Below are 25,536 nucleotides of genomic sequence, written 5' to 3'. Positions count from 1 at the left end.
GATCTTACCTAAGTAAGAGAGAAGGGCGGGGGAGGCTTTAGTCTTAGCGATTAATCAAATTGATTCGATGTATTCGCTTCACCTGCTGCTTTTAGTGCATTCTCACCAGCAAAGTACTCTTTGTGGTCATCACCCATGTCTGAACCAGACATGTTTTGGTGTTTAACACATGCAATGCCTTGGCGGATTTCTTTACGTTGAACATTCGCAACGTAACCCAACATGCCTTGGTCACCGAAGTACTCTTTCGCAAGGTTGTCAGTAGACAGCGCTGCAGTGTGGTATGTAGGTAGTGTAATCAAGTGGTGGAAAATACCCGCTTCACGTGATGCATCGGCTTGGAACGTACGAATCTTCTCGTCTGCACTTGCAGAAAGTTCAGTTTCGTCATACTCCGCGCTCATTAGGCTTGCACGGTCGTAAGCTGATACGTCTTTACCTTCTGCTGCCATTGTATCGTATGCTTGTTGACGGAAGTTTAGCGTCCAGTTGAATGATGGAGAGTTGTTGTATACCAGTTTCGCGTTAGGGTGAATTTCACGTACGCCGTCCATCATCTCTTTGATTTGACCAATGTGTGGCTTCTCAGTCTCAATCCAAAGTAAGTCAGCACCTGCGTTGATAGCTTCGATACAGTCAAATACACAGCGGTCTTCACCAGTACCTTCACGGAATTGGTACAAGCCAGATGGTAGACGTTTAGGACGAACTAGCTTGCCGTCGCGGTTAAAGCAAACATCACCTTCAGCCATATCTGCAACATCGATCTCTTCAACATCTAAGTATGAGTTGTAGATATCGCCTTGGTCGCCTGGCTCTTTCACTACTGCAATTTCTTTTGTTAGGCCAGCACCTTGTGAATCGGTACGAGCAACAATAACGCCGTTGTCGATGCCTAGTTCAAGGAAAGCGTAACGAAGTGCGCGAAGTTTCGCGTGGAAGTCAGCGTGCGGAACCGTTACTTTACCGTCTTGGTGGCCACATTGCTTTTCATCGGCTACTTGGTTTTCAATTTGTAGACAACATGCCCCTGCTTCAATCATTTGCTTAGCCATTAGGTAGGTCGCTTCTGCGTTACCGAAACCTGCATCGATATCAGCGATGATTGGCACTACGTGAGTCACATGATTGTCGATTTTATCTTGGAGACGGTCTTGCAGGTTAACGTCGCCAGCTTCACGAGCAGCATCTAGCTGACGGAATAAACCACCCAGTTCACGAGCATCAGCTTGGCGTAGGAAGGTGTATAGCTCTTCTACTAAGCCTGCTACCGATGTCTTCTCATGCATTGATTGGTCTGGTAGTGGACCGAAATCTGAACGAAGTGCAGCAACCATCCAACCCGAAAGGTATAGGTAACGACGATCGGTTTTGCCATCGAAGTGCTTTTTAATAGAAATCAGCTTTTGTTGGCCGATAAAACCATGCCAACAACCTAAAGACTGCGTGTACTGAGAGCTGTCTTCGTCGTAGGCCGCCATGTCTGCACGCATGATGTCTGCCGTGTATTGCGCAATATCCAGACCTGTTTTGAATTTGTTTTGAGCTCGCATACGAGCTGCAGATTCAGGGTTGATTGCATCCCATGGAGCACCAGCAGCGCTTTTTGCAACTTCAATCATTTCGATATCTTGTGTAATTTGCGACATAACTATTCCTTAGTTTCTCGTGGACATGTTGGCCAATTTGGCGAGGTCATTTGATTTGGACTAAATCTAACCATGGACAAAGAATAACCATATATGTGATAATTTTGTTAATTTATAGTTATTATATTCGGTATTTTTTATATGAATATTGCTCGTATAGACCTTAATTTACTTGTGTATTTAGACATGTTGCTACGTGAAAGAAACGTAACACGTGCGGCAAATCAGCTAGGAATTACTCAACCCGCCATGAGTAATGGCCTACGCCGGTTAAGGGATCTGTTTGAAGACCCATTGTTGGTGAGAACAAGTGAAGGGATGGTACCAACCGAGCGCGCACATAAGTTGCAACCACTGATCCGTAATATCTTGGCGAATGTAGAGAAGACGCTACAACCTACAACTGAGTTTAATGCGGAAGACAGCGAACGCGTGTTTCGTATCATGGCGAGTGACTATGCAGAATCGACCATTATTCAGCCATTGCTTAAAAAACTGAGCGAAATAGCTCCGAAAATTCGATTGGATATCATGACGCCAAGTGATGTGAGCTATAAGGATGTGGAACAAGGCACTGTTGATATTATCATCAACCGATTTGATGATATTCCACAGTCGTTTCACCAGATGAGCCTTTGGCACGACGGGTTCTCCTGCTTATTTAGCTGTGATAACCCGATTGCTGATAACTTTGATATTTTGTCTTATTTAAAGGCGCAACATATTTGGGTGAGTAAGACAGGGATGGGCACAGGTGTTGGGATCAACCCAAGCGAAGCACAAAAGCTGGGTTGGATTGATGAAGCACTAATGCGTATCGGCAAAACCCGAAATATTACGGTGTTTACTCGACATTATTTGTCGGCGATTCTCTTCGCTCAACAGAAAAATCTGATCCTTACCATTCCAACCAAAGCGGCACAGTTACAGCGCAACAATCCTAGGTTGTTGATCAAACCAGCACCTTTCGCTATTGAACCCTTTGAGGTGAAGATGGCATGGAGCCCATTGTTACAAACCAATCCAGACCATCAGTGGATGCGTCGATTGATTAAAAGTGTTGCCAATGAAATAGAGAGTGGTGTGACGGAATAACACAGTTTGTAGGGTATTTTTTATATGAATATCCAGTATAAACGGCATAAATTAGCTAAATTCATGTCCGTTAAGTAAGTTTAAGTTAGTAACGTAAATTTGAGCCAGTTACGTAGAATTATTGAGTAGTCATCAGTTAGTTTGAGAGAGATTTTATGAGCAGTCGTATTCAACAGGGAAGCTTGAACATTGATAGCACCCTCTACCAATTAATTAATGAGCAGGTCATTCCTGGAACGGGCATTATCGCAGAAGACTTTTGGCAATCTTTTGCAGATATCCTTGCAGACTTGGCTCCAAAGAATCGCGCATTGCTTATTAAGCGTGAAGACCTTCAACACCAAATTGATGTTTGGCACCAAGAGCGTGCAGGACAAACATTGGATGCGGCAGAGTACAAACAGTTCCTACAACAGATTGGCTACTTAGTCCCTGAAGGCGATGACTTTCAAGTCACCACAGTAAGCGTAGAACCTGAAATTGCTACACAAGCAGGGCCGCAACTTGTTGTACCTATTATGAATGCACGCTTTGCACTTAATGCAGCAAACGCACGTTGGGGTAGCTTATATGACGCGCTCTACGGCACCGATGTGATCAGCGAAAGTGATGGTGCAGAGAAAGGCGGAAGCTTTAACCCAGTTCGCGGCGCCAAAGTAGTCACTTATGCCCGTGAGTTCCTTGATGATGCTGCGCCGTTAAATGGTGTTTCTCATAAAGACGTGACCAAATACAGTATCAGCAACGTGAGCATTGGTAACACGCTGACGGCGACACTAGATAACGGTGAAGAAGTCACTCTAATTGATCATAGCCAGTTTATTGGCTATCAAGGTGATGCGAGTGCGCCTTCAAGTATTTTGATAAAGCACAACAACCTACATATTGAAATCCAAATTGACCCGAGTGCACCAATTGGCAGCGTTGATGTTGCTGGCATTAAAGATGTGTTAGTGGAAGCGGCACTCACCACCATTATGGATTGCGAAGACTCTGTTGCCGCGGTCGATGGTGAAGATAAAGCTCTGGCCTACAGTAACTGGCTCGGTTTGATGAAAGGCGACTTGCAAGAGTCGTTACAGAAAAATGGTAAAACCATCGTTCGTAGCTTGAACCCAGACCGCCAATACACCAGTGTCACCGGTGGTGAGATTTCGCTTAAAGGTCGCAGTATGTTGTTTATACGCAACGTGGGCCACTTAATGACCAACCCAGCCATCATTGATGATCAAGGTAATGAAGTACCTGAAGGCATTATGGATGGCATGGTCACTTCGCTAATCGCAATGCATGATTTAAAAGGCAACAGCGCTTACCAAAACTCGACAGCGAACAGCATCAATATAGTAAAACCTAAGATGCATGGCCCTGAAGAAGTGGCGTTTACTAATGAATTATTTGGCCGTATTGAAGATGCATTAGGCTTAGATCGATTCACGATCAAAGTCGGTATCATGGACGAGGAGCGTCGTACTTCAGTCAATCTTAAAGAGTGTATTCGAGCAGCTAAAGATCGTGTTGTGTTCATCAACACAGGTTTCTTAGACCGAACCGGTGATGAGATTCACACCAGTATGGAAGCGGGACCATTTGCTCCTAAAACACAGCTGAAAACCATGACTTGGATTGGCGCATACGAAGATCAGAACGTTGATCTTGGCTTAGCTTGTGGCCTGCAAGGTAAAGCCCAAATTGGTAAAGGTATGTGGCCAGAGCCAGACAATATGGCGAAGATGATGGGCGCGAAAATCGGACACCCACAAGCGGGTGCTAATACCGCTTGGGTTCCTTCTCCGACTGCCGCGACGTTGCATGCCTTGCATTATCACAAGGTGAGTGTACCAAGCCGCCAGAAAGAGCTTCGTGAGCGTGTGAGAGCAAATGTTGACGATATTCTTACTATCCCATTGCTAGGTAATCAAAAGCTGACCGCTCAAGATATCCAAAACGAATTGGACAACAATACGCAAGGTATTCTTGGTTATGTAGTGCGTTGGATTGACCAAGGCGTCGGGTGTTCTAAGGTGCCAGATATTAACGATGTAGGTTTGATGGAAGACCGCGCTACGCTGCGTATTTCGAGCCAACACATTGCGAACTGGTTACGTCATGGGATTTGTAATGAAGCCCAAGTAATGAAAACCATGAAGCGCATGGCCGCAGTGGTTGATGAGCAAAATGCTGGCGACCCGAGCTACCGTAATATGGCACCTGACTTTGAAAGCAACATTGCCTTTTCAGCAGCGTGTCAGTTGGTATTCGAAGGTTGTGCTCAACCAAGTGGTTACACTGAACCAGTGCTGCATGCGATGCGACTGAAGCTGAAAGGAACTGCACAATAAATAATAAAAAAAGAAATACCCCTATTTGAACCGAGCCCAAGGTGCCGCGCTAATTTAGCGCGGCTTTTTTTATGTTCAATGGCGTGCTTATTACTTTGCATTAATTTGGGTGTTTAGACGTCTAGACGTTGACAAGCCTTAAGTGTGACATTAGTCTGCTCATCTTCCTGTTCTATTGTGTTGTCGTTCCATGTCCAATTCAAAAAATTCTAATGCGGTAATTGCCCCTTCGGCAGTTGCGCTTATCCCTCTGATCGTGTTCCTAGCGCTGTTTATTGGCGTAGGTACGTACTTGTCACTGCAAGGCGTCGATTTTGCTTTCTATCAGCTTCCAGCTCCGATTGCAGCTTTACCTGCGGTGATGCTAGCGTTGTTGCTAAGCAAAGATAAATTGAACCGTGCTATCGAACAGTTCTTAGGTGGAGTCGGTCACAAAGACATTATCGCAATGTGTATGATCTACCTATTGGCGGGTGCTTTTGCGGCTGTGGCTAAAGCGTCTGGTGGCGTTGACGCGACCGTAAACCTAGGGTTATCGGCGATTCCAACAAGCATGATTCTGCCGGGTATCTTCCTTATTTCTGCTTTCATCGCAACAGCAATGGGCACTTCGATGGGTACCATCGCTGCGGTTGCCCCTGTGGCACTAGGCATTGCAGATTCAGCAGGCATGAGCATTCCACTGACGGCTGGTGTTGTTTTAAGTGGCGCGATGTTTGGTGACAACCTTTCTATCATCTCTGATACCACGATTGCCGCGACACGCTCGCAAGGCTGTGAGATGAGAGACAAGTTTAAAGAGAACATCCGCATTGCACTGCCTGCTGCTCTTATCGCGATTGTTATCTTTGCTTTCAACAGCACGGCAACTCAAGTGCCTGAAACGGGCCCAATCGAGTGGCTGAAAGTCCTTCCGTACATCACTATTTTGATTCTTGCTGTATCGGGTATGAATGTATTCGTTGTGCTGACGATTGGTATCTTGCTGGCGGGTGGCGTAAGCCTAGGTTCTGTTGAGAACTACGGTATGACGGATTACGCTCAAGACATCTACGCAGGCTTCGGCAACATGCAGGAGATTTTCTTATTGTCGATGCTGATTGGCGGTTTGAGTGAGCTCATGCGTCGTCAAGGTGGATTGGCGTTCCTGACTAGCTTAGTAAGTGGTGTGATTCGTGCGTTTGGCTCTTCACACTCTAAGCAAGCGAATGGCCGTGCGAGTGAGTTGGGTATTGCGGGCTTGGTATCTATGGTGAACCTATGTACTGCAAACAACACGGTAGCGATTATTGTGTCTGGTAGTGTGGCTCGCCAATTAGCTGAAGAAAATAACGTTTCTCCACGTCGCTCTGCCAGCTTATTGGATATCTTCTCTTGTGTGATTCAAGGCGTATTGCCTTACGGTGCACAGGTATTGCTATTAGGTTCGGTATTTAACTTATCGCCTTTGGATATAGTGGCTAATTCTTACTACTGTTTCGCGCTTTCAGTCGTTGCTGTGGTAGCTGTGTTTATTAAACACCCAGCACGCCAAGTGGCTCAAGCTTAGTAAAAATAGATCTTAATGAGAAGGCGCCGTAATTGGCGCCTTTTTTGTATCCACAAGAATTGTTCAGAAGCTGGCTTTTGATTTTTAGCTTTATTTAAGTAGGCTCTCAAGCTCGTTTGCTGTTGCAACGTTGCCATAACCAAAGCTTAGTGCAGCCATGAATGCGGCATGGACATGCGCTGCTGGAACCTTAACGCCATTGAACTCCATGTCTAAGGTTGTGCAAGCATCATGCGCTACGTGGCATTCATAGCCCAAATCGGTTGCTGCACGAGTCACAGCATCAATACACATGTGGCTCATTGCGCCAACGATAATCAGTTTTTCAACACCTCGCTCTTTTAGCACCTTGCTCAGTTCAGTGTCTCTAAAGCTATTGATTTGATGCTTTACGATAACAGGTTCACCTTCTAGCGGAGTCACGCTGCTGTGGATTTGAGCACCGTCTGATTTTGGCAAGAAGAAAGGAGCATCATTCGTCGGAAACTCATGACGTACATGAACCACAGGAAGTTGCTTGTCTCTGAAAGCGGATAATAACTGTGCACCTTTTTCGGCTGCTTTCTCTGTTTCAGACAACGCCCATTTTGCACCCTCGTATGAAGGGAAATAGTCATTTTGAAAGTCGATAAGTAGCAGGGCTGTGTTCTTCATATTCTATACCTTTGTATTTGTTGTATTGCGGTGTAGGGATATTATGAATACTCTGTAGTTTTTATCGCACGTCAAAAATGACAGACTCTATGGCAATAGTGACAAAATCAGTAATGGTCGAAATCATCGACTATCCGGGTTCTTTGCAAAGTGCCGTGTTTGGCGTGAAAGAGTTTCTGCAGATGGCAAATTCTCTTGAACCTTCGGCTGAGAAGACTCAATTCAACGTTCAGATCCAAGCGCATGACAGTGTTAGCGTGTCGAACGCCGATATCATCATACTCCCACCGAATTTAGATGGTTGTTACTATCTAGATCCGAGTGACGCCTTGCTTGAGTACCTGATTGAGTCTCACCAAAGGGGGGTGATCCTTTGCTCAGCTTGTGCAGGCGTGTTCATTTTGGCAAAAACAGGTTTGTTAGAAGGGCGAACCGTGACCACGCACTGGCAAGCGCAGCAGAAGTTTACGGAGCTTTACCCACAGATCGCAGTCGATATCGACAAAATCTTGATTGATGATGCGGATGTGATGACCGCTGGTGGTTTGATGTCGTGGATGGATCTCGCTTTGTTTATCCTGACCAAATACACGACACCGACCAACACTCGTAATCTAGGTAAATATTTGGTGCTTGATACGGGGTTGAGAGAGCAACGTTACTATCAGAGCTTTGTGCCGAACTATGCTCACGGCAATGAAAAAATTGTGTCGGTGCAGCGTTTTATTCAAAAGAACCATCACTTTTCGTTGTCTCTTGATCAATTGGCTGAAGAAGCGTTTATGACTCGAAGAACCTTTATTCGTCAATTTACCAAGGCGACCAGTTTTACGCCGATTAACTATATCCAACACGTACGTATTCAAAGTGCATGCGAGTTATTGGAAAGCTCTCATAAACCGGTTGAGCAGATCAGCTACCTAGTTGGTTATGAGGACGTAAATAGCTTCCGTAAGGTCTTTATGAAAATCATTGGCTTAACACCATCAAGATTTCGTTCTAGATTTCTCTCTGAGGAATGATTTACCATAGATTGATACTCAATACTTATCACTCGCATTGATTCAATGGTTTACTTACGGAATATGTGACGTGATATTGAAATCATCTTCCCCCGAACCTAAATGGAATTTTGATGCTCGCCATTCCCCTACCATTTATTGCAGCTCTGCTGTTATGCGTCACGGCTGTTTTACTTAGATATCGTTACCCACAGACAAGCCAAAAACCGTTTTGGTTTATTATGTTGTGTGCGTTGATGATTACTGTCGTTGGGCTACGTTGGACGTTTGATATTGCACTGTTCCGTTTCTTACAACCGGTTCTAGGGGCAAGTGTACCGGTGGCTGCATGGCTCTGCTTTGCGGGAGCTCATCGAAGTAAACCTTTGTCTCTTTTGCATTGCTTAGGCCCAGTCGTTGTTCTGGTTGGCTCCTTTTCTTATTCGTATATTTGGGATGGAACGATTGATCTATTGTTGATCTCGCTATATCTCAGCTTTGGCTGCTTGTTGTTGAAATCATCGTTTAACTTCCCAGAGCACGTCAGGCTGAGTGATGTATCGAATGTTTTGTATGCTGAGCGTACGGCAGGTATAGCCTTACTGTTTTCGGCTCTAGTGGATAGCATTATCTCGTATGATATTTTGCTGCTTAACGCACAACACACCGACTTAATTCTGTCTATTGGTTACCTAGTTCTTATTCCCGCAATTGTTGGGGCTGTGGTCGTTGTCAGTACCAGTACGTCTCCGACTCCGAAAAAAAATCAACAACAGAGCGAACTTTCAACGCTAAATAGCATACAAGACGAAGTTGAGGCATTGATACCAACGGTGAGCTTAGATGAAGACAAAGAAGTCACGCAGATCGTCGCTAAGTTTGATGCGTTAATGAAGGATCATCAGGTGTTCAAAGATCCTGACTTGTCCCTGAATCGAGTGGCGAGAAAGTTAGGTATCCCAGCTCGAAAAATATCGTCTGCGGTTAATCAAACTCACCACCAGAACATTTCAAAGGTGATTAACGCCTATCGAATTGAGCACGCTAAGACTCTCCTGATGCAAAGTGATGAAGCGATAACGGATATCTTCCTTAGTTCAGGCTTTCAGACCAAGTCCAATTTCAATCGCGAGTTTTCAAGGATAACTGGGCAAACTCCGAGTGAGTATCGAAGTTCGCCGCAAGTGTTAGATTGAGTGTGTTTGCTTTCCGTTTATCAATTCAGAAAGCTAACGATGTCGTTTAAGATCAATTGATGTAGCTGGTCGCGTGATGTACCAACGCCATCTTTACAAATAATGCCATCGCCTGGCACTTCTTCTTCAAGCATCGGTACCGCCCCAGCTTTGCAACTTTGAATGAAGCTGAAATGGGTAGCGCTTTCGTAGACCTTATAGCGTCTTAAATTAAGAGGCATGTGCTCAGCAATGTAGCCAGATTCTAATGCCTGAGGTAGATCCCCAATATCAATCCCAGCCGCCAATATTAAGGTTGGCACTGTAACGTCATTTAAGCTGCCGACTGAGAAGCTACGAGCAAGCCCCAAATCAAGGCTGACAACGCGCTGAATTCTAGGGTCTGATAGGTCTTTTTCATTTGGTTCAGCTGGTTGGGCTTGTGATAGCCCTAATTCATCAGACAGCCCACAGGTACGCGGGTTAGGGTATATAAGACACTCGGCTTCAAAGGTCGCTCTATCTATTTTCGCTCCTGCCAATTGCATCACTGTCCAGCCTCCTAGCGAGTGTCCGATTGCAGTGATATTGTTGGCGTTAACAGCTTGCTTCCATTGAACTTCGCTTAACAGGTAATCGATGGTTCGAGTGATATCTCGCGGCCTCTCCCACCACTTGGCCGCTTGCTCTGGAGATTGGTCGAAAGAGGTGGTTCCCGGATGGTCAGTGGCCGCTACGATGTAGCCACGACTCGCAAGTTCGGTCGCCAACCAGTTTTGGTTTCGCCAGTTTCCTCGGTAGCCGTGTGATAGCAGTACAACTGGAAAAATGCCTGATTGAATCTCTCCATCTTTGATGACTTTCGTGCCGATGAAGGCTGGGTTATCGCCAATCAAGGTTGTGTCTAAGACATCTTGTGTGGGATACCAAATGGCAGTGTTTAGCGGGCGATTAGGGTCGTCAGTTAAGGTGACTTGAGTGAATCCGACATCGGAAGCGATGGATGAAGCGCAGAGGAAAAGTAGGGATGTGAACAGTAAATGTATCCATTTCATGGTTTAACTCCAATTGAGGTGATTGGAGCCAATATGCGCTAAAGCCAGTGAGCGCGAGACCTCAAACACGATCGAGGACGCCCTAAATCGTGTTTGAGTACAAACTTAGTTATTTTGGATGCGCCTAATTCAGCTTATTAGTCACGAACTCTTTGTTTCTGATCATTAGCCACATCAGGCCGCCTAACGTACCGACGGATAATTGAATAAAGCCTAGGTTTTCAATTAGAGAATCTGGGCGTATTGAAACCAAGACCATGCCAAGTGAGCCACAAATCATGCTGAAGAACTGGATCAGTGCGACGGCAGAACCCGTGTCATGATCTTGTTGATTCAACATCAAGTTGGTACCCGGTACTCGCATGATGATCGCCATTAATGTCGCTGGTGCCGCGATGAACATGAAGAACCAAGGGGATAGGTCGCCAATGGTTAGAGTGAAGATTCCCGCAAGCGTTAATAAAGCAAAACATCCTGAGATGACCTTTTGAACCGGCATTCGGTAGGACAACTTCATGTAAATTGTTGGACCAAATGAGGCGCACAATGCATTGAATGCGAACGCGTAACTAAACTGTTGTTCGGTCAATCCAAAGTGATCGATGTAGATATAAGAACCCGCCGCAAGAAAGCCCATCAACGCCATCGGTATGATAGAGAAAATGACCAGCAGCTTGACGAACGAGCGGTTTTTCATGACCACGCCCATTCTTCCCCATGAGCGGAATATGGAACCTTGGTATTTGTTTTCGAGTGTTTCCTGGTAGCAGCAAGCTAATACTGACGCAAATGCACCAAAAATGGCGAGCGTGACAAACATCATTCGCCAAGAAGCAATTTTCAGTAAAAAGGCGCCAAACACAGGCGCAACCATTGGTGCGATGATCACCAGTGACATGATAGTCGCCATGATCTTTTCACGTTCTCGCCCATCATAAAGATCTTTTACGATGGCGGTAGCAATAACGGTGATAGCACTACCAGCAAAGGCTTGGAATATACGAGCGCCAATTAGCTGTTCGATGCTATTGGTCATCGCACACAATATGCTCGCGACCATATAGCCCGCTAACCCAATCAAAAGGATCGGCTTACGACCAAATTTCTCGCTGAGTGGTCCCCAGAATAGAAGGCCGATGGCGTAAATAACGAAGTAGCTGCTCAGGGTTAGGTTGACCATGGATCGATCAGTATTAAACACCTCGACCATCTGCGGAAGCGCAGGTAAGTAAAGGTCGATGGTCAATGGAGGGAAAGCACTTATTATGACGAGAAAAAATAGCATACCGGTCTTTCCCAGTACTGGTTGTGGTCTCTTCAAGGTGGCTCTCCGTTGTCCAAGGTCGGTTTCTAATTGATGTGATATTGATATACAGAAGGCTAAGGCACGTCAGACAAGAAGGATAGAGTCGTTCAAGAATATAGTGAAAGTATCGATGAGCTTATCTCTATGAGTTCGAATCTACGAAGTCGGTCTGCGCACTGAATTGTATTACAAAACATTATTAATTTTATAGCTAACGAGTTCAATCAGTTAGTAGCAGGGTGGTTTGTGATCGCCAACGACACATTGTAATGATTATCGACTTGGCTTGTTATCTTTTCTTTGGGCGTTTTTCGACTAAACCGTTACGCTCTAAACCACGTCGAACGCTGCTGCAAAGCTTACCAAAGCGGCGCAGTTCCTCGAAGTTAGGGCCTTGGCCAATGGAAATACTGTGCTCCCAATACATTAACTCACTGTCGACCATCTCTAGTAGTTTCTTAGAGCAACCCGAGCAGTTTCCTTTTGGCCCACAGATAAACGTCTCCGATTCGTAAAGTGGGAGTTCGTTTTTAACTTCTTCAATTAAGCTTAGCATTGCCAAATTTAGATTAGGCTTTTTGGTTGCTAGTGGTTTCAAGCTTGGTGCTTGCGCAGTTATCAAAGAAGAAGTTTGTGTGTTGTGGTGTAAATTCAAAGCAGCTGATGACATATCAAAGGCCTCAAGGAGAGAAGAAGGAGGGCATGCTACTCTTCACAACAAAGTGAATCTTGATGTAGTGCAATAAGCGTAGAGATATACCCAAAAGAGGTAGGAGCCACAAGCGGTTGTGACTCCTTTTTTAAAGCTTGGTACTAATGAGAGGTTTAAAACTCAGCGTCGAACTGAAACTCCATCCATTCCTTGGTCACAGGGTGGTGCAGCGCAAGTCTTTCTGCGTGTAGGTGCAGTCGGTCAGCTTTATTGCCATATAGGCCATCACCGACGATAGGCATGTTAAGGCCTTCTTCGTGTGAACAGTGAACACGCAACTGGTGTGTACGCCCTGTTTTAGGGTGCAGGTAAACCTTAGTGGTTTGCTCGTTTCGCTCTATCACTTCCCATTTTGTTTCTGCAGGCTTGCCGTGTTCGAAGCAGACAATCTGACGAGGACGGTCATACAAGTCACCACGCAATGGCAGTCGAACATAACCTTCATCTTCTGCTAGAACGCCTTCAATCATTGCCACGTAACGCTTCTCGACTTCACGAGTAATGAACTGCTTCTGTAAGCTTTTGTTCGCACGTCGTGTTAAAGCAAATATCAGAATGCCAGAGGTCGCCATATCCAAACGATGGATAACAAATGGCCCTTCAACATCTTGGTGCATTTCTTGAACGCGTGTGTAGGCCGAGTCTTTAATGTTTTTACCCGGCACGGATAGAAAACCTGCTGGTTTGTGTACTACAACAATGTGCTCATCTTGGAACAAGATACCCAGCTCTTTGCCTTCTGCTGGGTTCTCTAGCAATGGGTTTGGATCGACTTCTAGACCTTTCATCATATGGCCTAAAATCGGTACACACTTACTTTGGCAAGAGGCGTAGTATTTCTTGTGCTTACGGATTTCAGACTTTGGAGAGCGGCCCCACCAAAATTCAGCCAGTGCCAGCGGTGTGTAACCGTTCAAATACGCGTATTGTAGCAGCTTTGGAGCGGCACATTCGCCAGAACCCGCTGGTGGTATCTTGTTTGGCGTGTCTTCAAAGATTTGGTTTAGATCCTCAATGTTTCCTTCCGCATTCTGGAAAGCGTATTGTGAAAACAGTTTGTGCTGAAGCTGATGAGAAAGGTGTGCTCTTTGCTCTTTGAGTTCTGCCAGTTGAGTGGTGAACACATCAACTTTAGTTTGCAGTTCATTCAGAATTTGTTCCCAGTTGAGCTTAAGATATTTCTGCTGATTTTTGTCGGCAACACTGACCTTGTTTAGCTCGTTATTTAGCTGTTCGAAAGCTTGCTCATCAAGGTTTTCTTTGCCTTGTTCACGTTGTTCTTTACGTGTTTTTCGGCCTTCAATAATCAATAGACGTTGAGCTTCAATCTCTTGCTCAGCTTGCGCTTTTTGCTGCGCAAGTTGTTCGCACAAATCAAGGTATTCAGTATTTGCTTGCAGCGCTTTAAACTCAGCGTTTACAGCCATCATATCGGCCGTATCTTGATGGAAAAAGCTGTCGCTGCTCAGCATGTCGAATACGGGCGGCACAAAGTGAGGCAGTAGGTTTTGGTCGGCGATTTTACCTGAGAAAGCAGAGAAGTAACCCAATTCACCTTCAGGGCTTTTCACCAGTAACACACCAAACATTTTGCCGCGACCAGCGTCAGAATCTAGCCCGAAGTCATGTTGCCAATCGGTTTGCGTTTCTAGATATTGTTGAAGCTGACGAGAGGCGATTTCACACAGTGGATGCGGTTCGTAATAGAACGGGAAGGTGAAACGCTCTGGCAACGAATACGACTCGATCGGCTGTTGAAAGCGGGTGAAGCAATGCTCAGGTGTGTGGCTGTTATCTGAGTCGTGCGTTGATTTTGATGAGTGCATAGTCGTCTGAATACTTATATCGTGGTGATAAATGGTTGTGAGTCTACTGTGTATGTTTAAAGGCTTTAAACACAGTACAAGGCGGCGATTCTACTCTTTATCGAAAAGCGCCTCAAATAAGAAATGGTTCTATTACTGGATAGCTAAGCGAGATGGTTAACATTGAACCCATGAGCTATGGCTTGAACTTCATTAATTGATGAGTAACTTCTCGTTTTTAATCATAGAAAACAATTTAACAAACGAAGGGTGGTAGCCTTGCCGCCCTCTTGTTCAACCTAAGGTAACGTTATGATTCCACTCAATACTTCGATTGTATCTGGTGTCGCTATTTCAGAGATCGACGGACAAATGAAAATGCTACTTATGAAGCGTGTGAAGGGCGAGTTTTGGTGCCATGTCGCAGGCTCGATTGAAGCAGGTGAAACAGGCTGGCAGGCTATCGTGCGCGAGTTTGAAGAAGAGACCCAAATTAAAGTGGAAGCCTTGTATAACGCGCAGTTTCTGGAGCAGTTTTACGAGGCTCACGTTAATGTGATTCAGCTCATCCCTGTGTTTGCGGTGCTATGCCCACCCAACCAAGCGATTGGACTGAATGACGAGCATACGGAGTACCGTTGGTGCAATTTAGAAGAGGCAAAAGCGTTAGCGCCATTCCCCAACCAACATGCTGTCTACGATCATATCTGGTCGTATTTTGTCGATAAGCCAGTCAACCCGCTTTACCGAGTGAAATTGAACTAATACTGGTTGTTTAAGATCTAGGACCTACCAAGGTAAGGGGATAAAAAGGCGCTCACTTGTGTTTGGCATAACCCCACATCCACCTTCACGCCGTGCGATTCAAGGATCGCAACACCACGACCATTATTACGAGGGTCTGGGTCTAGCATCGCCACCACTACGTGTTTAACACCGGCTTTAACCAATGTATTGGCGCAAGCGGGTGTTCTGCCTACAAATGAACATGGCTCTAAAGTTACGTAAGCGGTAACCCCTTCCATTTCTCCGTCCAATCCGTCGTCATAGCTATTGAGCGCTTCGACCTCGGCGTGGTTTCCGCCGACTTTTTGCGTGTACCCAACAGACACCACCTTATCGTTCTTAACCAAAACACAGCCCACAGGCGGGTTTGGTTGACAGTCGGGTAGGGCTTGGCGCGAAGCTTCAAGAGCTTGCAGCATGTATTGTTGGTTCATGGTCGTTACTCAGTATGACGAGAGAGCGCAGCAGTGAGTGACCGCGCGCGGTTGATGACTTGGTTAGTTACTAACTTACTAAGCTAATAAGCTAAGCAAGTGGGGGCATGTTCGATCTGATTGGGCTTTTAGTCAATGGTTTTCATTTTGAATCTGGCCGCTAGTTGACTGTAGCCGCTCATTAACTCACTGTGGTTAATCGTTAACTGTGACCAATCGCTAATTTGGGCCAATGAGTTAACCAGTTCTTAGACTGAACTCGTTGGTCAAACACGTCTTTGCTGCGATTGGGGTTCGGTGTGATCTTCAAATCAAACAAACTCTCTAAACCAAAAGATGAAATACACTCGATGTCTCCATTAAGATTTTGCTTTACGGCGACTGCGGTTTCTTTCTCTGGCCAGTAACTCATCGCATCCAATGAGCCTTGGTAAGGTTCATCTCCATTTCTAGTGTGCATGCAGGCTTGATTGCGAACTTGCCAATGCAGTTCGGGTAAGCATTGTTTAAGCTGAGCCTCGTATCTAAAATCCGATTCGTAAGAGGTATCAATGGGATCAAAGTAGATCACATCAATATCATTGAGTGGAGTCGGGGAGGCATAGCCATGTAGGTGATCCCAAACGAGGTTTCTCACAAAGCCTGCAGCAACATAACACTGCGGTAAATCCAACTGAGAGACACAGTCTAAAACCTGCATTCGTAAGGGATCCTGTTTGATCAACGTGACGATACTATTGGCAAGCGGATGTATCATTATGATGTCGGAACATCGGTGACTTGATAATGACGAGTCACGTTCTTGGAAATATCACCCCATTCAGACGTTTTTACTCGCTGTTGGTGCGCTTCGAATGCTTCTCGGCTAGTGAATTCTTCATACACTTCAAAGCGATTAGGTTGAAGCGTGCTTTGACTGACTCGAAACACGATACAACCAGGTTCTTCCAGTGTCAGTTCTTTGTGTACAACCAAGGCTTGTGTGACGGCTTTTAGGTCGTTGTCTGGCACTAGAATATGCCCTTGCAGAATTACTTTACTCATAATTACGTCCATTTAATTTTATTCACTACGGCTTTCTTCTATAAAAAGCTCTACCCGTTACAAACATAATCCCATTTTGATGTTGTGACGTATAGGCTAATGTGACGACTAACTGTTCACATTGAATATAGACTTAGTTACACTGTAACCTTATGGGTAAGGTGAGTAATAAAAGATAAGATGCTGGAACTAAATCCGCGTTGGTCCGGTCTATTAAGTACGTATCATTGAACTGTATTGATACTGAAATGAATTTGTCATCTGAGATAACTAATCTAAATTTCGAACAATGGCTGAAGATATTAAATTGAGCCATAGTTGATAGCTAGGTCATACTTTGATGTAAATGGTACTCAAAACTCTATAAATTTTGTGATTTGTATCATTGATCTGGACATCAAACACCGTTAGATTCGAATGGTTGGCAATAAAAATAGCTCATGAAGAGCAGTTAAAGAAAAGGAAATATCCCTTATGAAAAAAATGAGAAGAGCACAGCTTCATCGCGTTCGCATCCAATACTGGAAAGACACAGCGAAAGAAGCTTCAAAGAAATAAGCTTTAAATCGTAAAGCTTTAAGATAAAAAAAGCTGAAAAGCTTAATCAAATGTAAACGCAACAAATCGATTTCATTAGCACTCTCAAGGACCTTCATCTGGTCGGCGACTAAAGAAATTATCCCCCAAAGAGCTGACAGGCATTAACAACAATGCATTCAATGTCAGCTCATTAATATCTCCTCTTAGATTCTCTTGTTGCTTCACTCTGTTACTCCTAACTAAAACCCTTTTGTCCCTTTGTTCTTGTTACCTATCTCTGTATTGGCAAAGTCGTGATCAAAAAAAGCTCCTGATTTCTCAGAAGCTTTGATTTAGATTTTGATATCTGATGTGGTTACCTGCTCGGGAGAGATAACACCAACGTCAGGAGCTAATGCGTTAACGTTGGAAGAGCGTCTTCAAACTGACATCATCGGTTCGGTTCAGCTTTAGGCTCAGAAGATAGCCACCAACACCGATCAGTGCGTAAATACCTAGAGATAAAATCGGCGCTTCTGCAATCGCACTTAATGGGTTGCTTGCTATGAGCACATTCATTGGTAATGACGCGATGAGAGATAGGAAGTCATTGATGCCATAGAACCCAAACACGGCGACAGAGAGGAACTTAATCGCATAGCTTGAGATGAAAATGACAAGCAATGGAGAGTTCACCAGCTGCGAAATAGCTAGAGTGACAGTTGCCAGTGGCAATAAAACTAGTGCAACTAACATCATTCTTCCAAAAAACACGACCCAGTTACTCAGCACATAAAACAGAGATTGCTGCTCAACCAATAGTGCCAGTTGTTGCTCACTTGAGACGTTCAATATCCAGAATAGAAAATCTGCGAACAGCACTAACAACGCACAGATAGCCGGAATAACCACTAAACCGAAGCCTAGCTTCACGCCGTGAGTCATTGCGTTGGATACCGGCATACTTCTCCAAAACATTGAGCTGCCTTCTTGGCGTTCTTTACGCAGCGTTTTAGGGATGTAAAGCGTCGACAGGATCAGTGAAATAAGGCCCGCGCCAAAGTAGATCACTGAGTTGAGATCTTGTGCGAACTCTCTGTGAATGTCGCTCACGTCACCGTTCACTTGCATTTCGAAGAAAAATTCATGTTGCGCTGAGCCATTAAAGAACAGACCAACGAACAGTAAGAAACCACATAATGCGACAAATAGAGGCAATCGAGTGTTAACTTTATGCTCGATGAGTTCTTTTTCTAGCATGTAAAAACTTGGATGCATTATGCCTTCTCCGTCTGTGTTGCAAGGAATAGATCTGCGAGACCAACGTTATAGATGTTACCCAGTGATTCAACCTGCGCTTTGTATTGACCTTCTAATAGCCACTTAGTCGTCCCTAACCCAGGCTGAGAGGTGAGTGGGTTAAGTTTCTGTATCTCGCTTGAATGGTTGTTTGCGACTTCGATAATGAAATAGTCGTCCTCGATGTCTTCCATGCTCTTTTGTAGTACACAATGACCTTGCTTCAAAATCAGTACATCCGTTAATAGGTGTTCAATTTCTGAAACCTCATGGCTTGCAATGATCATGGCGCGTTCACCGTCGTGGAACCATTCTAGTAGGTGGCGATAAAAAGTATCGCGGTACAGCAAATCTAAGCCCAGGGTTGGCTCATCTAATATCAACACTTGAGTGTCAGTCGCGATGATGATCGCGAGATGAAGTTGTACTTTCATCCCTTTAGAAAGCTGTTTGATCTTAGAAGAGAGCTTAATGTTGGTGCTGCTTAACGTGTGTTCTGCTTTTTGTTTGTTGAAGCTAGGGTGTACACCTTGTGTGTATCGAAGCAGTTGTTTAACGGTCATCCACTCTGGTAACACGTTAACATCTGAAATATACGACAAGTGCTGCATGAGCTCTGCGTGCTGGTGGATAGGGTGGTAGCCGTTTACTTCAATCTCACCTTGATAGTTGTGGCCACCAAGCAGTGATTTGATCAGTGTCGATTTGCCCGCGCCATTGTGGCCCAGAAGCCCAAGTACTTGCCCTGGCTTTAACTCGAAGTTGATGTTCTCGGCACCCACTTGATTTGAATAGGTTTTGGTTACGTTTTTCACGGAAAGTAAAGTACTCATGACTTGTCCTTTATATGTTGTGCTAGCTGTTTCACGAGTTCTTCGACACTCATATCAATGATGCCTAGCGTCTCAGCGATGGCTGGGATCTGTGTGTTGATGAATGATTGGTGTGCAGACTCTTTCAATTTTTGAAGTGCCCCTTCGGCCACATACATGCCTTGGCCGCGTTTTTTCTCAACCAAGTCTTCATCCACCAGTAACTGATAGCTTTTCATGACAGTAAGGTGGTTGATCTTGAGATCGGCAGCAACCGCACGCACAGAGGGTAATGCTTGTTGCTCTAACCAAACACCTTGAAGAATTTGGTCACTGATCTTTACGGCAAGCTGCCTAAAGATCGGTTGGTCGTCTTTCCATTCGGTCATAATTAAAACTGCATGGTGATATACATGTGTATAACACTAACCTTTTTATTCGAATTGGCAAGGGTTTTATGAAAATGGATCGGATATTTTTACATTTGGATAAAGCATGTTTGGCGGGGAGGGTACTTGAAGCCTACGTCCTTGTGGGCTTTCAAGCAGCTGTATGAGCGATGATTATTTGAATAGGAAATGGTTGCTCGTCAAGATTTCTGTTAGGGGGGCCTATTGCTCCTCTGAGTCATTGGGCCGGCTATACAGATAGCCTTGATGTAAGTTGTAGCCTAGCTGACACAAGATATATTGTTGCCTGCGCGTCTCGACACCTTCATAAATCATCGTGATATTTGATAAGCGTCCAATCTCAGAGATATTAAGCAATACACCCTGATGGTGCTCTCCTGACTCGATATCCTTAACAAAGCAACGATCCAGTTTTAGATAGGCCGGAGAGATAACATTGATGATTTCGATGTTGTTATTGCCCGTGCCAAAGTCATCCAGAGCGATAGTGATACCAAGCTTTTTGATATCCTTAATGTTATCGATAACCTCACATCCATAGCCAATATTCGAATATTCAGTAATCTCGACGACAAATTCATTCGCTTCCATCGCGGCCAAATGCTCTCTGAGCCTTGCGAAGTTCGACCCCACCAAAGCGCTCGGACACACGTTGACACCATAGATCTCATGGCTGTTGTGTAATTTGGCTTTTCTGACCGTCTCGATGAGCAAGATAGTGTGAAAGGTGAGTAAATTGGTGCGTCTCATAGTGTTGATGAAGCTTAAAACGCCGACGTTACGAACTCGAGATAGCAACTCGTAATACAGAACGCTGTTGTCTTCGGTGTTGATGATGGGCTCTTCTTCAAAGGAGATGTGTTTCCAACGAAACAGGTAGATCATAAAGCCCAGAATATAGGAGCGATAAAGCAGTGTGGCGAGAATCAGAGAAAGCGCAGTCCACAGTACGACAATATCATCACTGTAAAAGGTAATGGTTGCACCGGTTGGCAGTGGTGTTTGATAGATAGCTTTACTTTCTTCACCTAGGTTCAGAATGTAATAACCATTCTTCTGGATCGAGACCGAGTCGACTAACAGCGGCAATAGTGAGTTCTTGTATCGAGCTTCAATAGAGCGTGTAGAAATACGCACCGTAAGGTCAATGTCACGCTTGGTATCTACGAAGCGTGAATAAGCGAAATCGGTACTATCGTAAAAGTCATCAACTTGATCAAGGTCTACCATTTTCGAGCGTGTTTTGGAGATATAACATGAACCATAAGACGTAGTCATGATGACAGAATCTAAGTTGAGTGAATGCCTTAATGAGTGCACAGCCCCTTGGTTATCGCAACCATAGAGCATGATTTCTTCAGCAATATGTTTGGTGTTTTCGCTGTATTCATCTGCAATCTTCGTCGTATAAAGGATTTGGAAAAAGTAGACAACGAAGAGGAAAAATGAAGAGACGGTGAACACGGTTATCAGAGCCTTAATCAGTTCTCTATGATAGGTATTGAACATCATTTTCAACATTTCTATCTGACTGGGCTTGAATTGATTGATGTCGTACTTTGGTGCGATGCAGTTTGTAGAGCTCTTATCGAGATCGATGAAGTAACCCACCTTATAAAGGTTAGAGATAAGTTCGCTATTATTATCTATCTTTGCTTTTTTACATAAGTTTCGATACTTCTTTCTTATTGAGGCGATGATGTTTTTTAATGCATACAAACTAAACTCTTCATCAAAATGTAATTTAAAAGACTCTTCAACATCTCGTGCAGATTGAGGGTTAGATATTGATGAGTGCTCAATAAGATATTTGAATACAAAACTCTCTTTACTATTAAGACTTTCCTCTGATATCTTATTACTGTTGTTCTTGATATATATTTTTTCTTCATTGTAGATCAGTTGCAAGCTCTCATTATTGTTGTTTATATTGAAAGAACAGTGCATGGCTCAACTCCTAAGCGACAGTTATTATATTTATGTGATTGATGTGTATTGGCTGGGATTTTCATTCAACCTAAGAGTCCTTTCCAAATAATATAACCAAAATGTCACCATTTTCTCTTAAGATGTTGATACTAATCGCAGAATTTGGGCTTGAATGAAAGGTTATCGAGATGTTCACCCAAAAGTTGAATTTATAAATGAAAGCCAATGATTTACAAGGGGTAAAGGGGATTTATCCATTTGTTTTGGTATTTATCCATTTCACCGCTTCTGTGCGGAAGGATTAGCCACTGAATTTAGAGGTTTCTAATGTAGCTTTTGATGGTATTCATTTGATTTATTGATGTGTGAGATTTATCAGAATTTTTCCGGATAAATTTAGATTATGTCAATTTATGTAATGTTAATATAATTTAGTTGAGACATGATTTTAGTAATTGAATTATATGGATAGATGATGGCATTGATAATATTGTATTTTGAGTTTTCCTTATTTGTATTCTTACGTCTTATTAAATAATGGAATTTTCAGGTGGGAAGTTTTAGATAGCACGATCATGTTATTTTATTTATATATTTATACCTATCTATTTACGAAAGGTGTTTAACCAAAACACCGTTGATATCTATATCAGACATGCACCTATGTAGATCTTTACAGGCTAATTATAAAAAATAAGATATGAATTAAGTTCATGTTATAACGTAAACAGCACTTAAAGATGTAAGTAGCAACAACTTAACCCTATTCGTATTATTTTTGAACAAATTTATCGTAACCAGATGATATTCAAAGAGCTGTCTCGATGGTTTAGCTCTAACTTCTGAATGAGTAAAATCGTTGAGTATTTAACATGCGCCATCAAGTACGACGATTTGAGGTTCTTTTTCTGGTTGATAGAGTACCTGACAAAAGTCACCTTCAGGTGAATAGGTGTAGTTATCTGCGTCAAAAGAGATAGCAGCTACTCTTTCGGCATTGCTACCAGGATCGACTTCTTTGTTGATCACGTGAAGCTCTGTTCTGTCGATATTGAGCAGTCTTCTTAGTGAATCCACATAAGCTATTGGGTAGCCATGACAGACGTAGTAGGTTTCAATTTCCGTTTTTTCTACATAGTTGCACTCTCCCTCAACGCCAGCAATCGCAGACTTGGCGTAGATCATATCGATACCGGTACGTAGGTTACCCGCTACGTCGTGTATTTTACTCGCACGGGCGCTTCCTTGAACGTTTAAGAACTTGACCATAGCCGTGGCAGACAAGATAGCTAAAATTAAGACTGCGATGATAAGTTCTAAGAGAGTGAAGCCGTTTTGTCTTCTCATATTTACCGATTATTTGATCTGATTGAGGGGCTGCTAGAGGGTAATCTAAATACCAAAGCCATTACAGAAGGTAGGTATATCTGTTATATGGCTTGCAGGTTGATTGTTCTCAATAATTGCATAATAAACAATACTTTAACTTCGGCTTGTCGTTATTGGCCGCAATGTAAGCATACGTAAGCGTTGATGTGGGTATCACTCTCTGGACTACGAAGTGCTAAAAAACTCTAACTTATTGATAAATAGGTTTTTAAATGTCTATTAATCGACCTGTTAAAAATTGTCTTTCGACTTCATTTGACGGGATGGGCTTACTAAACAAGAACCCTTGAAGATACTGGTATCCACAATCGATCAAGAACGCTTTTTGCGTTTCGGTCTCGACGCCTTCAGCAACTACTTTTAGCCCCAGTTTGTCGCAGATAGCATGGGTAGCTTGGACTATTGCTTTGCTCCCTTTGTGCGAACCATGGACAAAACTTTTATCGAGTTTAACGGTGCTAATTGGCAAGTCATGCAACATTGAGAGTGAGGAGTACCCTGTGCCAAAGTCATCAAGGTGAAGTTCTACGCCTAATTTTGATATATCACTTAATGCTTGTCTGACTTCACCATGTTTGAAGATCATGGAAGACTCCGTGATTTCAAGGGCAACGCTTTGAGGCTGGATGTTGTAGAAGTTCAGCATTGCCAATAACTGTTCGGCAAAGGTAGCGTGCATCTGAATACTCGAGATATTGATGCTCATCATCAACTCATTATCAAACTCTCGTTGCCACATCGATAACTGTTTGAGTGCGGAATTGAGAACCCATTTTCCGAGAGGAACTATTTGCCCACTCTCCTCCGCTAAGGTAATAAATTCGTCAGGAGCGATGTCACCTAGTTCTTCGTCCGACCATCGAAGTAAGGCTTCAAATCCTTTCACCTTGTCGCTGTTAGTGTTCATTATCGGTTGGTAATGAAGATTGAGGTCGTCGTTCTCTAAGGCATGCGTGAGTCGATGACGGATCTCTACCTTGCGGTGAAGGGTTTGTGCTAAACAAGGTGTAAAAGTTTGAAATCGATTTCGTCCATTTGCTTTGGCCATATGCATCGCCATACCTGCTTGCTTGAGCAGTGACTCTTGATCGACGGCATTATCAGGGAAATGAGCGGTACCGATGCTGCAACCAACAGACAAGGTGCCAATCCCTCTGATGTGGAAACTCTTGTTCAAGGCTTCAATAATACGAGAGCAGAGCAGCGGGATATTGTGATTTCGGCAGGCGTGGGCAATAACAATGAATTCGTCGCCACCAAATCGACCTATCATGCACGTTTCGTCGACGAGGTGTTTAAGACGTTCGCCAACCTGCTTAAGTAGTTGGTCACCGACACTGTGTCCATAAGTATCATTGACCAATTTGAAGCCATCAAGGTCGACAAACATCAACTCAAAGGGCGAGCGATAGGCAATACTGGTTTCCAAAAGGTTGGTGATACCGCGGCGATTATAAAGTTCAGTTAAACAGTCGTGCTCAGCGTTGTATCTGGCTTTGATCAACTTCTCTTTTTGTTTAGTTGTACAGGTGAGGTTTAACAGAAGCTCGCTTTTATCAAATAGCCATTTTCCTTGAACGTCAAAGTGATGGATTTTGTTATCTATTTCGCAGCTGACTTCTTCTAAAATCTCGCGGCCTTTACGCGCAGCAAACAACCATTGTGCTGCTGCCTCTTCACTTGAAACGAAGTCGGATAGGGTACTAAACGGTGAACCATAGCTTTGAAAGAATGCGGAGTTAGCGCTCACTACGTCTCCCGAGTTATCAAATAGAAGGGATAGATTTGCGCCATCAGAGCAAGCTAAGTCGTGCTTTAGGCTGCCCTCTTCGGCAATGACTTGTACCAACATCCCAGTTCGACCATCGGGCAATGGGATCCCAGAAAATAGGCATAATGCACGTTTGGAAATGTGGTTTGGCGTGAAGTTCCACCATGTTTTGATGCTTTCGTTACGTAGAAATTGTCTTTGGTATTCTTCCAGTGTTGCTTCTATCGCTTTTGACATCTCGACACTAAAGTCACGTGATGTCAGCTCAAACATCGACTCAGACTCCCAGAGGGGGAGCGCGTTACTATTTGCCCAAGTTATTCTTTTATTATCAATATCATATATCCAAATAGGACACTTGAGATGCTCGAAAGGTTGATAATTGGTCATCATATTGAACTCGGTGAACTGATGTGTTGGTCGAACAGTGCCTACCGAACTCATGCATTCAGTAGGCGCTTATCAAATTGAATTCTGGTCTTCAACAGCCGTTAAAAGCCGTGTTGAAGAAGAAAAAAGTGCTACAGAAAGGAGCGCGCTATAGAACTCACAGTTGAAGCCCATCTTTTGACGAATGTTATTTTTGGCGCGACCTGAATGTTTATCCAAGAATTTGCCTGCGCTTGAATCGGATTCACTATTTCTTGTTTATTGCTATCAGCTAATAACTGCGTTGAAAATAAAGGGGGGCTGGTCAGTAACAGTGAAAGCGGTTTATTCATCTTAAAGTGGACCCTGTGTGGTAGTGGTGATTAGCAAATGCTGGATCGAATTATCAATTTCATGAATATTACTTGAAG

21 protein-coding genes are annotated in these 25,536 nt (G+C 43.8%); 6 read left to right on the top strand and 15 right to left on the bottom strand.

What is annotated here, in order from left to right:
- Positions 1–50: 50 nt before the first annotated feature.
- Positions 51–1,649 carry an isocitrate lyase gene (locus AC3CID_RS21900; RefSeq protein WP_017074729.1) on the bottom strand — a complete coding sequence of 533 codons (1,599 nt, stop codon included), beginning with the start codon at positions 1,647–1,649 and terminating at the stop codon, positions 51–53.
- Between the two features lie 141 nt (positions 1,650–1,790).
- Between AC3CID_RS21900 and AC3CID_RS21895 the strand changes: the two genes are divergently transcribed.
- The 3 genes from AC3CID_RS21895 (at position 1,791) to AC3CID_RS21885 (ending at position 6,635) form a co-directional block, all read left to right on the top strand.
- Positions 1,791–2,744 (top strand): LysR family transcriptional regulator, encoded by a 954-nt coding sequence (locus tag AC3CID_RS21895; RefSeq protein ID WP_054545783.1) that lies wholly within the window; start codon positions 1,791–1,793, stop codon positions 2,742–2,744.
- A 155-nt stretch (positions 2,745–2,899) separates the two neighbouring features.
- Positions 2,900–5,086, top strand: coding sequence for a malate synthase G (locus AC3CID_RS21890; protein ID WP_488527460.1), 2,187 nt, complete (start codon positions 2,900–2,902; stop codon positions 5,084–5,086).
- Between the two features lie 190 nt (positions 5,087–5,276).
- Entirely contained in the window at positions 5,277–6,635 is a 1,359-nt protein-coding gene (locus AC3CID_RS21885) for a Na+/H+ antiporter NhaC family protein (protein WP_488527459.1), read from the top strand.
- A 90-nt stretch (positions 6,636–6,725) separates the two neighbouring features.
- Here AC3CID_RS21885 and AC3CID_RS21880 read toward each other — a convergent pair whose 3' ends face one another.
- A complete protein-coding gene (locus AC3CID_RS21880; RefSeq protein ID WP_065205822.1) occupies positions 6,726–7,289 on the bottom strand; it encodes a cysteine hydrolase family protein in 564 nt (187 codons plus the stop codon).
- Positions 7,290–7,378: 89 nt separating this feature from the next.
- Between AC3CID_RS21880 and AC3CID_RS21875 the strand changes: the two genes are divergently transcribed.
- Positions 7,379–8,311 carry a GlxA family transcriptional regulator gene (locus AC3CID_RS21875; protein ID WP_488527458.1) on the top strand — a complete coding sequence of 311 codons (933 nt, stop codon included), beginning with the start codon at positions 7,379–7,381 and terminating at the stop codon, positions 8,309–8,311.
- Positions 8,312–8,421: 110 nt separating this feature from the next.
- Positions 8,422–9,486 carry a helix-turn-helix domain-containing protein gene (locus tag AC3CID_RS21870; RefSeq protein WP_473577770.1) on the top strand — a complete coding sequence of 355 codons (1,065 nt, stop codon included), beginning with the start codon at positions 8,422–8,424 and terminating at the stop codon, positions 9,484–9,486.
- Between the two features lie 20 nt (positions 9,487–9,506).
- On the opposite strand, the gene AC3CID_RS21865 is transcribed toward AC3CID_RS21870, so the two are convergent.
- The 4 genes from AC3CID_RS21865 to AC3CID_RS21850 form a co-directional block, all read right to left on the bottom strand.
- The gene (locus tag AC3CID_RS21865; protein ID WP_019824676.1) at positions 9,507–10,520 is read right to left on the bottom strand and encodes an alpha/beta hydrolase family protein; all 1,014 of its coding nucleotides are present in this window, start codon (positions 10,518–10,520) and stop codon (positions 9,507–9,509) included.
- A 124-nt stretch (positions 10,521–10,644) separates the two neighbouring features.
- Complete coding sequence (locus AC3CID_RS21860) at positions 10,645–11,841, bottom strand: multidrug effflux MFS transporter (RefSeq protein ID WP_488527457.1); 1,197 nt, start codon at positions 11,839–11,841, stop codon at positions 10,645–10,647.
- 274 nt (positions 11,842–12,115) lie between these two features.
- Positions 12,116–12,496 (bottom strand): hypothetical protein, encoded by a 381-nt coding sequence (locus AC3CID_RS21855; protein WP_004729929.1) that lies wholly within the window; start codon positions 12,494–12,496, stop codon positions 12,116–12,118.
- 155 nt (positions 12,497–12,651) lie between these two features.
- Positions 12,652–14,364: an RluA family pseudouridine synthase gene (locus AC3CID_RS21850; RefSeq protein WP_488527456.1), complete on the bottom strand. Its 1,713-nt coding sequence runs from the start codon at positions 14,362–14,364 to the stop codon at positions 12,652–12,654.
- 291 nt (positions 14,365–14,655) lie between these two features.
- Here AC3CID_RS21850 and AC3CID_RS21845 point away from each other — a divergent pair, with 291 nt between their 5' ends.
- Positions 14,656–15,108, top strand: a complete 453-nt coding sequence (locus AC3CID_RS21845) for an NUDIX hydrolase (protein ID WP_488527455.1) — start codon at positions 14,656–14,658, stop codon at positions 15,106–15,108.
- Between the two features lie 17 nt (positions 15,109–15,125).
- Here AC3CID_RS21845 and AC3CID_RS21840 read toward each other — a convergent pair whose 3' ends face one another.
- The 9 genes from AC3CID_RS21840 to AC3CID_RS21800 form a co-directional block, all read right to left on the bottom strand.
- A complete protein-coding gene (locus AC3CID_RS21840) occupies positions 15,126–15,563 on the bottom strand; it encodes a bifunctional diaminohydroxyphosphoribosylaminopyrimidine deaminase/5-amino-6-(5-phosphoribosylamino)uracil reductase RibD (RefSeq protein ID WP_171308025.1) in 438 nt (145 codons plus the stop codon).
- Between the two features lie 202 nt (positions 15,564–15,765).
- Positions 15,766–16,320: a nucleotidyltransferase family protein gene (locus AC3CID_RS21835; protein ID WP_065205827.1), complete on the bottom strand. Its 555-nt coding sequence runs from the start codon at positions 16,318–16,320 to the stop codon at positions 15,766–15,768.
- Positions 16,320–16,607 carry a putative quinol monooxygenase gene (locus AC3CID_RS21830; RefSeq protein ID WP_473577781.1) on the bottom strand — a complete coding sequence of 96 codons (288 nt, stop codon included), beginning with the start codon at positions 16,605–16,607 and terminating at the stop codon, positions 16,320–16,322. The genes AC3CID_RS21835 and AC3CID_RS21830 overlap by 1 nt, the downstream gene beginning before the upstream one ends.
- Before the next feature lie 939 nt (positions 16,608–17,546).
- Complete coding sequence (locus AC3CID_RS21825) at positions 17,547–18,404, bottom strand: hypothetical protein (protein WP_488527454.1); 858 nt, start codon at positions 18,402–18,404, stop codon at positions 17,547–17,549.
- A complete protein-coding gene (locus AC3CID_RS21820; RefSeq protein WP_488527453.1) occupies positions 18,404–19,258 on the bottom strand; it encodes an ABC transporter ATP-binding protein in 855 nt (284 codons plus the stop codon). Before AC3CID_RS21820 ends, AC3CID_RS21825 begins: the two co-directional genes overlap by 1 nt.
- Complete coding sequence (locus AC3CID_RS21815; protein WP_488527452.1) at positions 19,255–19,626, bottom strand: GntR family transcriptional regulator; 372 nt, start codon at positions 19,624–19,626, stop codon at positions 19,255–19,257. Before AC3CID_RS21815 ends, AC3CID_RS21820 begins: the two co-directional genes overlap by 4 nt.
- Before the next feature lie 222 nt (positions 19,627–19,848).
- A complete protein-coding gene (locus tag AC3CID_RS21810; RefSeq protein WP_488527451.1) occupies positions 19,849–21,594 on the bottom strand; it encodes an EAL domain-containing protein in 1,746 nt (581 codons plus the stop codon).
- A gap of 849 nt (positions 21,595–22,443) precedes the next feature.
- The gene (locus AC3CID_RS21805) at positions 22,444–22,923 is read right to left on the bottom strand and encodes a type II secretion system protein (protein WP_017079599.1); all 480 of its coding nucleotides are present in this window, start codon (positions 22,921–22,923) and stop codon (positions 22,444–22,446) included.
- A 250-nt stretch (positions 22,924–23,173) separates the two neighbouring features.
- The gene (locus AC3CID_RS21800) at positions 23,174–25,180 is read right to left on the bottom strand and encodes a putative bifunctional diguanylate cyclase/phosphodiesterase (protein ID WP_171327947.1); all 2,007 of its coding nucleotides are present in this window, start codon (positions 25,178–25,180) and stop codon (positions 23,174–23,176) included.
- Positions 25,181–25,536: the final 356 nt, after the last annotated feature.

This window comes from Vibrio sp. QJM3NY_21 (genome assembly GCF_057785975.1).
The sequence above is the reverse complement of the archived record's forward strand: the minus strand, read 5'-3'. Positions and strand labels throughout refer to the sequence as shown.

Coding starts and splice junctions, on each gene's coding strand:
- AC3CID_RS21900 (WP_017074729.1), bottom strand. CDS start 1,649: ATGTCGCAAATTACACAAGATATCGAAATGATTGAAGTTGCAAAAAGC.
- AC3CID_RS21895 (WP_054545783.1), top strand. CDS start 1,791: ATGAATATTGCTCGTATAGACCTTAATTTACTTGTGTATTTAGACATG.
- AC3CID_RS21890 (WP_488527460.1), top strand. CDS start 2,900: ATGAGCAGTCGTATTCAACAGGGAAGCTTGAACATTGATAGCACCCTC.
- AC3CID_RS21885 (WP_488527459.1), top strand. CDS start 5,277: ATGTCCAATTCAAAAAATTCTAATGCGGTAATTGCCCCTTCGGCAGTT.
- AC3CID_RS21880 (WP_065205822.1), bottom strand. CDS start 7,289: ATGAAGAACACAGCCCTGCTACTTATCGACTTTCAAAATGACTATTTC.
- AC3CID_RS21875 (WP_488527458.1), top strand. CDS start 7,379: ATGGCAATAGTGACAAAATCAGTAATGGTCGAAATCATCGACTATCCG.
- AC3CID_RS21865 (WP_019824676.1), bottom strand. CDS start 10,520: ATGAAATGGATACATTTACTGTTCACATCCCTACTTTTCCTCTGCGCT.
- AC3CID_RS21855 (WP_004729929.1), bottom strand. CDS start 12,496: ATGTCATCAGCTGCTTTGAATTTACACCACAACACACAAACTTCTTCT.
- AC3CID_RS21850 (WP_488527456.1), bottom strand. CDS start 14,364: ATGCACTCATCAAAATCAACGCACGACTCAGATAACAGCCACACACCT.
- AC3CID_RS21845 (WP_488527455.1), top strand. CDS start 14,656: ATGATTCCACTCAATACTTCGATTGTATCTGGTGTCGCTATTTCAGAG.
- AC3CID_RS21840 (WP_171308025.1), bottom strand. CDS start 15,563: ATGAACCAACAATACATGCTGCAAGCTCTTGAAGCTTCGCGCCAAGCC.
- AC3CID_RS21835 (WP_065205827.1), bottom strand. CDS start 16,320: ATGATACATCCGCTTGCCAATAGTATCGTCACGTTGATCAAACAGGAT.
- AC3CID_RS21830 (WP_473577781.1), bottom strand. CDS start 16,607: ATGAGTAAAGTAATTCTGCAAGGGCATATTCTAGTGCCAGACAACGAC.
- AC3CID_RS21825 (WP_488527454.1), bottom strand. CDS start 18,404: ATGCATCCAAGTTTTTACATGCTAGAAAAAGAACTCATCGAGCATAAA.
- AC3CID_RS21820 (WP_488527453.1), bottom strand. CDS start 19,258: ATGAGTACTTTACTTTCCGTGAAAAACGTAACCAAAACCTATTCAAAT.
- AC3CID_RS21815 (WP_488527452.1), bottom strand. CDS start 19,626: ATGACCGAATGGAAAGACGACCAACCGATCTTTAGGCAGCTTGCCGTA.
- AC3CID_RS21810 (WP_488527451.1), bottom strand. CDS start 21,594: ATGCACTGTTCTTTCAATATAAACAACAATAATGAGAGCTTGCAACTG.
- AC3CID_RS21805 (WP_017079599.1), bottom strand. CDS start 22,923: ATGAGAAGACAAAACGGCTTCACTCTCTTAGAACTTATCATCGCAGTC.
- AC3CID_RS21800 (WP_171327947.1), bottom strand. CDS start 25,180: ATGAGTTCGGTAGGCACTGTTCGACCAACACATCAGTTCACCGAGTTC.